A 13,076-nucleotide genomic window follows, 5' to 3' on the forward strand; every position below is an offset into this window, starting at 1 on the left:
GCTTTCATTGGTGCCAAACTATCATCAATATTGATTTTTAGGATCGCACCGTGGATACAACCAGTCGTTTGATCATGTTGCTTGAAGTTGTTGAGCAAGGTTCATTTTCAAAAGCTGCCGAGCTTAGAAACATTGATCGCTCTGTTATTTCAAAGCAAGTGAGTAAATTAGAAGAAGATTTAGGTGTTCGTTTATTAAACCGAACAACTCGTTCTTTTTCTTTGACTGCAGCCGGTGCTGAAATGGTAAAAAAAGCCGCAGAACTTAGATTGTTGCTTCAAGATACAGTGCAACTAGCTGAAAACTACCACCAAGAGCCTCGCGGTTTGCTACGAATTACGGCGTCGAGTTACATTGGTAAGTTTTATCTCATGCCTGTCATCAATGACTTTCAAAAGCGCTTTCCACAAGTCACCATAGATTTAAGACACGACGACAGAGTCGTAGACATGGTGTCTGAAGGCTTTGATTTAGCGTTTCGAATTGGTGAACCTCGCGACTCTTCGCTTATAGCACGTAAAATTGCTCGTAATCGTATGCTTATTCTAGCCACTAAACAGTTTTTAGAAATTTATGGTGAACCAAAAACCATGGCTGATTTAGAAGAACTACCTGCTGCAGCCTATTCGAGTTCACATATCCGCTTTGAATCTATCAGTTACATAGATGAAAAAGGTGAACCACAAGAGCAACCAATTAACCCTGTGTTCAAATCGAACGACGGTGAAGCATTAGTTGAAAAAGTGCTTTCACATAATGCCTTTATGACTGCCCCCGCTTTCTTTTTCGCAAAGCCCATGGAAGAAAGTAACTTAGTACCAATTTTGACCGACGTGAATTTGCCTGATTACAGTGCCATGTATGCCGTGTATCCCCATCGAGACTTACCTGTCAGGACGCGATTATTTTTAGACGCCGCAAGACATTACATTGGTGATAAAACACCTATTTGGGAAAGAAACATTCCAAATATAGAGCGCCTTTATCAACAGAAATAACCTCAAAGTTTGCTACTTGAGCGATAACTTTTGTTGATACATGGCTTTGTCTGCGTCGATTAAAACATGCTCTAACGTGTTGTCCTGATTTAGGTCTAGGGTAACTACCCCAGAAGAAAAACCGATAGTGTGCGCTGGGTAACCTTGATGAACAAATTCGTTGATCCTTGCTATTAACTGCTGCGAATTAACTTCTTTATCACTATTAAATAGAATAACGAACTCATCGCCGCCCCAGCGACAAACCAAATCTGTCGACCGCGTTACTTCTGTCAGGGCTAGTGCAAAAACTTGTAGTAACTTATCACCCATTTCATGACCTAAATTGTCATTCACTTTTTTAAAATCATCTAAATCGATAAAACACAGTTTTGCCTTGCGACCAAGGCGCTGAGATAATCTGCGATATTGTTCATAGGCTTCTTCAAACCCCCTTCGGTTCAGTATACCTGTCAGGGGATCGATCCTACTCTCTACTCGCAATTGGCTTTCTGTGTATAAATGTGCCAAGTCACTATTCAACACTTCACTCATAAGCTCCAATGTATTAACAAGTTGATCGGCATAATCACTTGTTTGTGTATCCATCACACATAAAGTGCCAAAAGGCGTGCCATCAGGCCAAAGGATGGGATAACCTAAATAAGAAACATAATTGTCTTCTGCATATTCAGGGTTTGAATGCCATTCAGGTTGTTGCTCGGCATTTTTTACATACAAGGGCAGATTGTTTTGCACCACATAATGACAATAAACATTTTCGTCCATACCCGCTGCGCCCCCAGGTGAATAGTGGGTTGTGGGCAGCTCAGATGCAACAAGCACTTCAATGCCTTTATTGCTTGCTTGTGTCACGAATGCCGCAGGCGCCGAGAATAAATCGGCAACGGTATTCACTAGCTTTTGCCAGCGCTGCCAATCTATTTCTTCTACTGATAATTCATGAAAAGATTTATAAGGATAACCGCTCATTTCGCTACTTAAAGACAGTAAACTTTTTATAAAGATAGTAGAAGAATGTGATTTAGACCTAGTCTGCCATTATGAAGGCCATGATCCAGCTTCATTATCAATTTTTTATTGAAAGTGTTTCATTTATATAAGCAATTATCATTTTTAAAGCTCAAGTTAAAATAATCGTCAATAACCTATTCAACAGAATTGGAGACACTATGTCACAGCAGATTATTGAAGATTTGAACCACCGTTATACCGTTAAGAAATACGATGCAACGAAGAAAGTCTCAAACGAAGACTTGAATATTATTCTTGAGGCACTTCGCTTGTCAGCATCATCTATAAACTCTCAGCCTTGGAAGTTTGTCGTCATTGAAAGCGAAGCAGCAAAGCAAAGGTTGCATGATAGCTTTGCCAACAAGCATCAGTTCAATCAACTTCATGCCAAAGAAGCTTCGCATACAATTCTATTGGCTTACGACCCTCAATTTACGAAAGAAAAGTTCAGTAAACGTGTCGATGCCGAAGTGAGTTCAGGTCATTTACCTGCACAAATGTATGACACTTTTATGGGCGCTTATGCTTTTGCAGAAATGAACACCGATGAGACAGGTTACAACGGCGCTTGGACAAAAGCGCAAGTGTATTTAGCTCTGGGTAATTTACTGCATGTACTTGCCAGAATGGGAATTGCCTCTACCCCGATGGAAGGCGTTGACTCAGAACTGTTGGGCGAATTATTTAAAGAAGAGCTAGACGGACATATCTGTGAAGTTGCCCTTGCTATTGGTTATCACAAAGACGGTGAAGACTGGAATCATGGCTTACCTAAAGCGCGCCTACCTCGTGAAGCAGTCATTAGCGTGATTTAAATTTTGTTTTGGTAGTCGCTGGAACAATTCGGCGACTACCGTTTTATCAGACTCAAGGTTCAATGCGCATAATATGTCATACAGGCAAGTGACCCACTTTGACTAAAATAACGGTTTCTTGCTCTACAAAGGGGTGATGTTCACTCATGTGAGGACTGCGTAACCATGTGCCTTTTGGGTACCTCCCTTGCTCATCAATAAACTCCCCACTTAACACTAAAATTTCTTCACCACCAAAATGTTTATGTGGCACAAACTGCTCGCCAGCAGGCCATTTCACTAATGCAGTGTGTTCATGCACATAACTATGCAATGGCATGACTTGCAAGTTCCCCTGCCCTTGTTGCCACTGGGTATCTGAGGTGTTCACTCTTACAGTTTCTTTATCTTGCTCGTCAAACTGATTGAGCTTTACGAAAATAACACAGCCCTCTTTACTAAATGGTGCATGAACGCTGTTTGGCGGATTTCGAATATAGGTCCCCGCAGGGTAATCGCCAAACTCGTCAGAAAACACGCCCTCTAGAACAAAGATTTCCTCACCCATAGGGTGAGGATGAGGCTTAAAAGCAGAGCCCGCGTTATATTTCACAATACTTGTAGTATGTCCTGATTCTTTGTCTTCGCGCTCTAAAGGTTTACGCCACACACCTTGAGCAGGGCTAGGCTGCCAAGGCATATCTGCAGTTTCTATCACTAAACGTTCTAGAAAATTCATATTCAACATATTTATCTCCCACAAAGCAAAAGATGCTCAGTGTATTAATTTCTTCCCGCCATCACACCGCCATCCACATCTAAAATGCTGCCTGTGATCCAACTTGCATCATCTGATAATAAAAAGACGATACTGTTAGCAATATCATTTGGCTCACCCACTCTCCCTATTGGGTGAAACTCATTAAAACTGTTTAGCGTAGTGTCTATGTCTTCAGGCGCAATAAAAGAGCCATAAATCGGCGTTTTAACCACAGCCGGAGACACAGCATTAACGCGAATTTTGTCATCAGCGAGTTCCATAGCCAAATGCTGAGTAAAAGCATGCAAGCCCGATTTTGCCATTGAATACGCCGACGAAGGCGTCGCTTTGATGGCTTGTTTTGCCCACATAGAACCAATATTCACTATGCTACCGCTACCCGCTTTTTGCATATTCTTGACAACCGCTTGGGTCAGTAAAAACGTCGCTTTATTTAAATCATGGTATTGATTGTAATCAGCTAAAGTGTGCTCAACAAAAGCCAGCGGTGAAAAGTAGCCAGCCGCATTCACTAAGTAACCATAGTGTGTAGACGATGATGTAATTTTGCTCGCAAGCGCCTGTACAGCATCAATGTCATATAAATTGATTTGTGTGCCAGTGACTTGACCTAAGCTGCTCAGCTCATTGATGGCTTTATCGAGTTTGTCGGCATTATTCGCTAATATTTCTACATTAAGCCCAAGCTCTAATAATGCCTTAGCCGTCGCGAAACCCATGCCACTAGAACCGCCAATAATCATCACTGTGCCTACATTCGAAAATTTCATAATCACATCTCTTGTTTGTAAAAGTCGTGATAATATTAATTTTACGAAAAGCCTCTGAATAGTAAGCACAATTTGGTTAGGTAGGTACTTTTTGGTACATCTTTATGACAGCAAACGAAAAAATATTTCCAAGAAAATTGGCGCCTCAATCTAGCGCCCGTATGGTCGAAACCATTTATGGCTGTAAATGGTCTTTAACTGTGTATCAATTATTAGATGAAGGGGTAAATCGCCCCGGTGAAATGGTGCGCCAAGTTGAGGGGCTAACTACTAAAGTGCTTAATCAATGTCTCAAACGTAATGTTGAGTTTGGCATTTTAGAAAAGCAAGTATTCAACGAGCTACCTCCTCGCGTTGAATATCAAGTCACCCCTTTTGGAGAAAAGTTTTTAGCCATTCTTGAGCAGTTAGAATACTTACAATCCGAGATAGATCGACTAAAAAACAAATAAAATCGAATTCTAAGGATTTGTATAAGCACTGAAATGACGGGGTGAACAAATCGCAACTAGAAATTGATACCATATAACATTACAATCAAGTTCACCGTCACTTAATTTGTAAATAAACATGGCTTACTCAAATACCGCCGAGCAGCTTGAAGTAGCATCAAGCGTCTCTGTGTCTGACGAGTTTCAAATTCTCACGGACATCTATAACGAACACGTCAATATTTCGATTTGGCAATACACTTTATCTTCCGACATTTTAAAAGAGTCGCAAAACATCATTGAAAACGCGCCAAACCTTCAAGAAGTGATTGCCGCTGAACCTGAAAATGCATTTGAAAAAATAAGCAGCAGCCATCGTGCATTGAAAGCAAGCCCGGCTTTATGTGATCACATCGCAGTATTAGTCGATATGTTTTGTACGTTATTCGAAGCCAAACGTGCTGGTGTGCGTTTGTCGGTTTTAGACAAGGCAATGTGCCCTAAATTTCATGTCGACAAAATCCCTTGTCGCTTAGTCACCACTTTTGAAGGCGTGGCCACAGAATGGCTCCTTAACGAGCATGTTGACCGTTTAAAGCTCGGTGCGGGCAGCCAAGGTCTTGATGATGAACAGTCAGGTATTATGACAGTACAAAACGCCATTCAAACACTTGAAGCCGGCGATGTTGCCTTGCTAAAAGGTGAAGGTTGGGCTGGCAATGAAGGTAAAGGCTTAGTTCACCGCTCGCCAAAATTGGCCGAAGGTAAAAAGCGCTTGTTACTCACACTTGACTTGATTGATTGAGCTTATTTTTTCGTTTTCTAAATACCCGTTTCATCAGCGCTTTGCAGCCATTCAAGTTACAAAACGCTGATTTTTACTCACCCCCTATTTCTAATAACACTTTAACTTAACGATATCTTTCAAGTATTTATTCGACATTATTATTTGCTGTCGTATAAATTGCGGGTATGCTTCGTTAAGTATTCGTAATCAATTTCGCGTTTTTAGGTGATGCTGTTGGTGTCACATTCACAAAGGTCTACAGCGTTATGAAAGTAAATGCCGATTTAATTATTGAACTAAGACAAAAACAGTGTTGGTCTCAAGATGAGCTAGCCATTGCAGCAGGGTTAAACTTACGAACAATTCAAAGAATTGAGAAAGAGTATACGGCCTCATTGCAATCTAAAAAGGCCATCGCATCGGCGTTAAACATTAACTTTGCAGATCTGGAATACGAGGAAACGCCAATGAAAAAACAATACGAATATAAAACACTCGAAATAGAAAATAACGAAGGCTTTTTAGCGGGCTTCAAAAAAGCAAAGCTACCTGACTTACAGTCAATTTTGAATCAAGAAGGACAAGATGGTTGGCTGCTCGTGCAAATACTCACGCCTGAACTGGCACAAAATGCATTAGTAGGAAAAACCGGAAACTTACTTGCTATCTTCCAGCGAGAAATCGCTCATTGATGAAATAACTGAGGCGCAAGAAAGCGCCTCATCAATTTGACTAACTCTCAGCTTGGTTAGAAATAATAACCCACGTTAATATTCAGCCTTCTTTCAAAATCATCACTGTTGCCAGCAAACGAGCCGCCGACAAAGGGTTGGTTTTTCGCATGCACCAAGTCAACATACGTAAATAACGCCCCTGCTGATATCGACATGCCTGTAATATTCATCCACGTATTGGCAGTATCATCTGATTTGTTGTAAACGGTGCCAAAATCGTTGTAGAAACTCAGTTGAGAAATAGGGCCGATGTCTACCGATAGATCATAAGACACAGCAAGGTTAGTGCTGCTTGCCTCACTGGCGATAGTGTCATACATAGAGTTTGCACCTACGACGATTTGTGTCACATTGTCTATGTGATATTGATACTGAGTATGTTGTAAATGCACGCGCCATTGGCCGATATGCGTCGAAGCATGAAGTGCCCAAGTTTCATGGTCGCCTACACGACTCACGCCGTCATGCAAACTGCCATCGAGCGCTGAAAAACCCACATGGGTTGTGCCAAACTGATGTTCAAGTTGATAAGTATAGCGACCCACTAGCGTGTTATATTCAGCTAAAGTCGTCGTTGGCGCATCATGGATGTTTTCACCGCTTAGTCTAATTCCTAATGCATCAACTGAATAACGGTCTTTGCGTTCTTCAGCACCGCCATCTACGCCACCATGTTCGTCGTTTTTGAAAAATGCGATGTCTAATACGCTGTTTTCGGTTGCTTTATGTTTGAGTACCAGTCCTAAGTCATAATCTTCTTGCAAGCCAATGAAGTAATTAGGACTCATAAAGTAACTATGAAAGCCACTATGTGGTGCATTACCAAATGGCACTGGTGCTAAGCCCAGTTGCCCATGCCAGTCATCACTCAAGTCATAATCAAGATAGGCAAACTTAACGACGCGCATGTAATCTAAAAAGCGGATCTCTGCATTTACACCGATATCGGCAATGTCACCTGAGAAATTCAAGCGCACTAAATCAAAGTCGATGTCGCCGCCACGCTTCTCGTTATCATCATCATACGACACAATGTTGTAGTTAAAACGAATAGCACCACCGACATGAATATCTGGGGCAGCATTGACCACCACCTCTTTGCTGTTCTGCGCTTTCATCTGTTTTACTTGCTGCTCTAGTACAGCGATTTGTTGCTCTAACTTTTCAAGCTCAGTATTAGCTGTATTGCCTGCAGCCTCAACTGAAGTTGATACGAACAATGACGACATCATAGTGGCGCTAAAAAGTGCCATCGCACAAGCCGACAAACGAGGTGAAAAAAGAGACATAAAAGCGAATTTCCGAGGTGAGAGTGATAAAATTCGCGCAAGCCTAGCCTACTCTTTTTGTGTATTCAAATTAGGGAAAATTGCAAAACTGCTAGTGATGTAAGCGAAGAATTTAAAGGCTGTTTAAACTCGTAAACAATGTAAATGATAAGAAAAAAAGCGCTATCTAATGCTGTTATAAAAGAAAATGATAAGTCTAAGTTATACAATTAAAAGTATTAAAAATCATAATCTTGATATTTAATTTTACGTAACCGATCATCAATCGTAAATTCACTGTAACTTTAATCGCTCTAAAAGCTCAATTTTCAGACGTTTAAACTTAAGCTGACTGTTTGAACATAGTTTAATCAAAAACATAAAAAAAAGAGCGCCGCAGCGCTCTTAATGGTATTCAGTTTAGTGAATTAGAAAGCATACGTTACTTTTAATTTCACATTGCGCTCGTCCCCTGGCATACCACCTAAGAACATAGCCTTGTTGTAATACACTTTGTCGAATAAATTGTAGATATTCGCTTGGATTTTCCAGTTGTCGTTGCTGTAACTGACGCCCGCATCAAAAACGCTATAACTTGGCACATATCCGTCAGGAATGCCGAATGAAGTAGAGTGCGTGCTGCGGTTATCAACATATTTGTGACCTAAACTGAAATTAATTGGCTCAGCGAGATTAAACAGCTCTTTTGAATAAGTAACCCAACTACCTACCGTCACATAAGGCACCCCTTTTTGACGTGTATCGAATGAATCACGGTTTGGATCTTTTTTGTCGCGTGCATCTTGATAAACCGCATTAAAGTTAAGCTTCCACTCATCAGTTAATACTGCGTTTAGGTCAAGTTCTACACCCTTAGTTTGCTCTTTTCCATCGAAAAAGCTCTTTGGTACGCTCGCGGCCGACACCCCCTCTTCATAATCAGGGTTTGCATACTCTAAGTTCGTACGACTGCTATCAAACACAATAAATGAAGCAACAAGCTGATCATCAAATGCTTTTACACGTAAGCCAATATCGTTTGAGATTGACTCTGAATCTTCACGGTCTTTTTCATTGCCATATATCTCTTCAAGTACACCAAAAGCCGTGCGACCTTTTGCATGGTTAACAAACATAGATACATCGTCTGTAAACTTATAGCTTGCGCCTAAATTAAACGTTAAGCCGCTATCTGAGGTATCTTGCTCTGGCGTTGGCTCTGCAGCACTTGCACGGTATCTTGCATCTACACCAAAGTGCTCGTAACTTTGCTTGATACGGTTATACGCCACACCCACTCGAGTTGTAATGCCATTTTCAAAGTAGGCAACATGTTGTGCGCCTAAGCCCCACGCATTCACTGTTTTATTGTAATCACTGGTTTTTAACGGATCGTGATCTTCAAAGCTGCCCGTTGCCCAGTTCGGATTACGAATGTCAAATATGTAAGGTAATTTACCTTGGTAAATCACGTCACCTTCTTTGTTTTTAATCACTTTATCTGCATCATAGATTGAATATTGCTTAAAGCGGATATCACGATCTTCGTAGTTTGCGTTGACTAAAAACTCATTATCAACATTGCCTAAAGTAAAGTCATAGCGTAGATCGGCAAAGTACTGCCAAGATTGCTCTTCAGCTTCAACTTTGCGATATTCCTGACGACGCGCAGCATAAGGATAAAGTACATCATCAACCACTAAAGGTGCACGCGGATCAGCATTGATAGTGCCACGACGATTCCAGTATACATAGTTATACGCACCGGTTTGGCGGGCAAAGCCAGAATCATAGTTACGCAATTGCAGTTGGTGGTTTAAGGTCAAGTCATCAGTGAAAGCAATATTGTGAGTCAGTTTTACACGTAACTCTTCGCCTTCATTGTCTTTTGCCATTGGCGAAATAATACCGTTATGACCAAATGTATAAGGCGTTAAGCCATCATTTGCTGCCAATGAGTTTGCAAGCTGTTGACGCTGAGCATCCGATAACTGCACACCTTTGCCAGCAGGATCATTAATTAAATCTTGCCAGCTCGCTTCACCTGCAGTTTTACCATCAACAGAGTCAGCATTATAAATTCGAATTGGGTGACCAATTGAGTCAACCGCGATGGCATCTTTTATATATGCCGTTGAAAGCATGATGTCTTGCGCATCACTGATCACATACTTAAAACTGACATACGCTTCATCTCTGTCATTGCTTAAATCACGGTAGCCATCACTGCGCTCAGTTTTGATAAGCGCACGATAAGCCAGATCGTCAGTAACGCCAGCGGTTGAATCCATCTGTAATGAGTAACTGTTCCACTGACCAAGTTCAGCCGTTAAAACATGCAGCTCTTCAAACTCAGGCTTTTTCTCAATCAGGTTGATCACACCACCTGCGCTACCCATGCCATATAAGCCTGTTGCAGGGCCTTTTAATACTTCGATTGACTCTACGTTGGTTAGAGAGCGCGTTGGGTTAAAAGTATTGCCTAAACCTGCACCGCCGTACATGCCATCGTAGGTATAGTTGGCACCTAAACCGCGCACCACTAAGTTATCACCAATGCCGTAGTTGTTACCTGCTTGCGTCACACCACTGATATTGCGCACAAGATCTTGCAGATTTGAAACGCCTTGTGCATTGATTAATTCACTGTCGACAATCACAACTGCAGCTGGTGTTTCCATCAGTGACATATCTGACTTAGTGGCTAGACCCGAGTTCATGACAACTTGGTTTTGGCGACCATAAACACTGATCACTTCAATGTCAGAGTTATCGGTTGCCGAACCGATATTTGCATCTGCTTTTGCTTGCGCATAAGTGAAAGGTGACACCGCACAAGCGGCTGCGATGAGAGATAAGCTAAATTTTTTCATTTTTGGAATATGTGCTCTAGTTTCAAATCGCGCAAACTCTAAATAAAAATAATTATCATTGCAATGATCATTATTAAAATATTTTTATTCGCTCAATCATTAACCGAACATGTAATCTTTATGTTTCTAAAAACCACAAAACAGAAACAAAAAATTAAAGGAAAATCATTTAATTCATTAGCTTAGAAAACAGCTTTCACTTCCTTAAGAAATTTAAGTTTTTCTTAAGGTTCGAGATTTAGAGTAATACCAATCCTCTTAATTAAGTTATCTATTTTGAGGCAAGGAAAACTGGTCGATGGCAAGGCGAAAATTTTGCTACTTAGTTGTTCTAAATAAGAAATTTTTAACGAAGTAAGCGTCAGTTTTAGTCCCTCAAAATTATTAAAGTATTATTGAGGATTGGTATCAAACTATCCCAAACCAAGAGGTGTTTTGCCATGTTAGCTAAGAGCATTGAATTTTATAAAACCGCTACGGCGTTTTTGCCTCGCTATCAACTGCTACGCAATGATGGCTCGGCGCCACAAGTGTGTGAGTTTATTGAGGTTGGATATAAAAACCGCTTTGATGCCTCGATCAAAGTCTCTATGCCCTACATTCTGCGTTTAAGCTTTTTATCAAAGCATGCCGCTATGGGCGTTCGCAGTGCAAACTCACCGCTATTTATAGAACAGTATCTTGATAAGCCGATAGAAGACTTTACGCAGCAATATTTTGCTTTTAACGACAGAAGCAAAATCGTTGAATATGGCAGCTTGTATAGTAATGGTCATAAACTTGCGACTCCGCTATTTATGTTAAGTACCTTAGCGTTAATGAAAAGCGGCGTACAGGCACTGGCATTTTGTGCCACCCAAGGCGTTGCCAATATCTTAAAAGGCTATGGCTTAACCTTAACTCATTTGGCAAAAGCCGATCCAAGCAAACTTGCAGCCTCAAACAATGACTGGGGCCGTTACTACGATACCAAACCGCAAGTTTATTTATTGAGCTTGCCGCAGGTCGCCCATGTGGTGAGCAACACTCCAAAATACGCGCAAATGTTCAAACTGATCAGCCCTTCAATCAACAAACTGGCCGCGCAAATTACTAAGGAAGCACTATGTTAAACACGACTTCAAACACGCCTTTTGCTTCGCTTTTAACTGCGCTGCGTGCACACCCTGCCAATGACATTGCCGTGGTAGCGCCTGAGCAAAGTCTGACTTATGCAGAGCTGGTTAGCCACATTATTGCCTTTAGCCGCCAGCTAGATAGCGCCCAAATTAGTGCCTTTGCACTGCAAAGTAGTAACAACCTTGCATGGTTGATTGCGGATTTAGCAGCCCATTGTAGCGATAGATTAATTGTGCCTGTGCCCGACTTTTTCACCGAGCTACAAAAACAACATTTGTTTGAATCGAGTCAAATTAAGCATTTACTCACCGACGAGGCTGCACTACAGAGCAAGCCTTTTGCGTACGATTTAAATGTGCTGTCGATAGAAACTGAGGGTGAGATCAACTGCCCAACAGGCACGCAAAAAATCACTTTTACGTCGGGTTCAACTGGCTCTCCTAAAGGCGTGTGTTTAAGTAAAGAAAATCAAATTAATGTGGCACAAAGTTTAGCGAGTACTATCGAGCGCGCAACCAATACAGCCAAAGCTAAACACTTATGTTTACTGCCCTTTAGCACCTTGCTTGAGAATATCGCAGGCATATATGCGGTGCTAGTTAGTGGCGGTACTGTGGTGATTGCCAGCGACGAGCAAAGAGGTTTTAAAGGCAGTAAACTTGTTAACCCACAGGCATTACTGGCCATAATTTCAAGTACTCAACCTAATACCTTAATTTTGGTGCCTGAGCTTTTAAAACTGCTGGTGACAGCAAGTAAACAAGGCTGGCAAGCACCAAGCAGCCTGACTTTTATTGCTGTTGGTGGCGCAAAAGTGGATGGGCAATTAATTTCGCAGGCGCACGCCCTTGGTCTACCGGTTTATCAAGGTTACGGCTTGTCTGAGGCTGGCTCTGTGGTTGCCCTCAATACGCATATTATTGAGGGCAACAATGCTGCGGGTGAACTACTGCCTCACAGCAAAATTAGCCTTGAAAACGGCGAAGTGATTATTCACAGCAACTTATTTTTAGGGTATCTCGGTGAGCCTGAGTCTTGGTATCCAACACGTTTCGCAACTGGCGATCTGGGCGAGCTTGACGGTAATTCGCTACAGCTATCGGGCCGTCGTAAAAACCTCATCATTAACGCCTTTGGTAGAAACATTTCACCTGAATGGCCTGAGTCTCTGCTCGATGCTACTGGCGCATTTATGCAAGCTGTAGTGTTAGGCGATGGCTATCCAGCACTTACTGCAGTGGCATACCCGTTTGCTCCGCTGAGCGACGAGCAATTGCAAGGCTGTTTAGCATCGGTCAATCAACAACTGCCCGATTACGCACAAATCGCACACATTGTCGCGCTTTCGAGCCCCATTAGCGCTATCAATGGCTGCACCACAGCCAACGGCAAGTTTATTCGTCCGGCCATTGAACAAACTTTTAAACATCATTTAGACACTTATTTTAATCAAGCACAGTGCTTTGCTCACCCACAATTTGAAGCAACTGCAAAACTTGCTTAGGAG

At 41.7% G+C, this 13,076-nt stretch carries 12 protein-coding genes; 7 read left to right on the forward strand and 5 right to left on the reverse strand.

Annotated elements, in window-relative coordinates; genetic code table 11:
* Positions 1-50: 50 nt before the first annotated feature.
* A complete protein-coding gene (locus C1E24_RS09965; protein ID WP_138481027.1) occupies positions 51-998 on the forward strand; it encodes a LysR family transcriptional regulator in 948 nt (315 codons plus the stop codon).
* Positions 999-1,010: 12 nt separating this feature from the next.
* On the opposite strand, the gene C1E24_RS09970 is transcribed toward C1E24_RS09965, so the two are convergent.
* Complete coding sequence (locus C1E24_RS09970) at positions 1,011-1,970, reverse strand: sensor domain-containing diguanylate cyclase (RefSeq protein WP_138481029.1); 960 nt, start codon at positions 1,968-1,970, stop codon at positions 1,011-1,013.
* A gap of 200 nt (positions 1,971-2,170) precedes the next feature.
* On the opposite strand from C1E24_RS09970, the gene C1E24_RS09975 reads away from it, so the two are divergent.
* Positions 2,171-2,827, forward strand: a complete 657-nt coding sequence (locus C1E24_RS09975; protein WP_138481031.1) for an NAD(P)H-dependent oxidoreductase — start codon at positions 2,171-2,173, stop codon at positions 2,825-2,827.
* 76 nt (positions 2,828-2,903) lie between these two features.
* Here the strand turns inward: C1E24_RS09975 and C1E24_RS09980 are convergent, their stop codons facing one another.
* Positions 2,904-3,554 (reverse strand): cupin domain-containing protein, encoded by a 651-nt coding sequence (locus C1E24_RS09980; protein WP_138481033.1) that lies wholly within the window; start codon positions 3,552-3,554, stop codon positions 2,904-2,906.
* Positions 3,555-3,589: 35 nt separating this feature from the next.
* Positions 3,590-4,357 (reverse strand): SDR family NAD(P)-dependent oxidoreductase, encoded by a 768-nt coding sequence (locus C1E24_RS09985; RefSeq protein ID WP_138481035.1) that lies wholly within the window; start codon positions 4,355-4,357, stop codon positions 3,590-3,592.
* Between the two features lie 104 nt (positions 4,358-4,461).
* On the opposite strand from C1E24_RS09985, the gene C1E24_RS09990 reads away from it, so the two are divergent.
* From C1E24_RS09990 to C1E24_RS10000, 3 genes are all read left to right on the forward strand, one after another.
* Positions 4,462-4,809, forward strand: coding sequence for a winged helix-turn-helix transcriptional regulator (locus C1E24_RS09990; protein ID WP_138481037.1), 348 nt, complete (start codon positions 4,462-4,464; stop codon positions 4,807-4,809).
* 118 nt (positions 4,810-4,927) lie between these two features.
* Positions 4,928-5,593, forward strand: a complete 666-nt coding sequence (locus C1E24_RS09995; RefSeq protein ID WP_138481039.1) for a DUF1826 domain-containing protein — start codon at positions 4,928-4,930, stop codon at positions 5,591-5,593.
* Between the two features lie 248 nt (positions 5,594-5,841).
* Positions 5,842-6,267, forward strand: coding sequence for a DUF4177 domain-containing protein (locus C1E24_RS10000; protein ID WP_138481041.1), 426 nt, complete (start codon positions 5,842-5,844; stop codon positions 6,265-6,267).
* 56 nt (positions 6,268-6,323) lie between these two features.
* On the opposite strand, the gene C1E24_RS10005 is transcribed toward C1E24_RS10000, so the two are convergent.
* Both C1E24_RS10005 and C1E24_RS10010 read right to left on the reverse strand, forming a co-directional pair.
* Positions 6,324-7,598: an SNF7 family protein gene (locus tag C1E24_RS10005; protein ID WP_240721983.1), complete on the reverse strand. Its 1,275-nt coding sequence runs from the start codon at positions 7,596-7,598 to the stop codon at positions 6,324-6,326.
* Between the two features lie 407 nt (positions 7,599-8,005).
* A complete protein-coding gene (locus C1E24_RS10010; protein ID WP_138481043.1) occupies positions 8,006-10,450 on the reverse strand; it encodes a TonB-dependent receptor in 2,445 nt (814 codons plus the stop codon).
* 440 nt (positions 10,451-10,890) lie between these two features.
* On the opposite strand from C1E24_RS10010, the gene C1E24_RS10015 reads away from it, so the two are divergent.
* Positions 10,891-11,562 carry a thermostable hemolysin gene (locus C1E24_RS10015; protein ID WP_138481045.1) on the forward strand — a complete coding sequence of 224 codons (672 nt, stop codon included), beginning with the start codon at positions 10,891-10,893 and terminating at the stop codon, positions 11,560-11,562.
* Complete coding sequence (locus tag C1E24_RS10020; RefSeq protein ID WP_138481047.1) at positions 11,556-13,073, forward strand: AMP-binding protein; 1,518 nt, start codon at positions 11,556-11,558, stop codon at positions 13,071-13,073. The genes C1E24_RS10015 and C1E24_RS10020 overlap by 7 nt, the downstream gene beginning before the upstream one ends.
* The last annotated feature ends 3 nt before the right edge of the window (positions 13,074-13,076 follow it).

The sequence above is a fragment of the Pseudoalteromonas phenolica genome, assembly GCF_005876835.1.
Classification (GTDB): domain Bacteria; phylum Pseudomonadota; class Gammaproteobacteria; order Enterobacterales; family Alteromonadaceae; genus Pseudoalteromonas; species Pseudoalteromonas phenolica_B.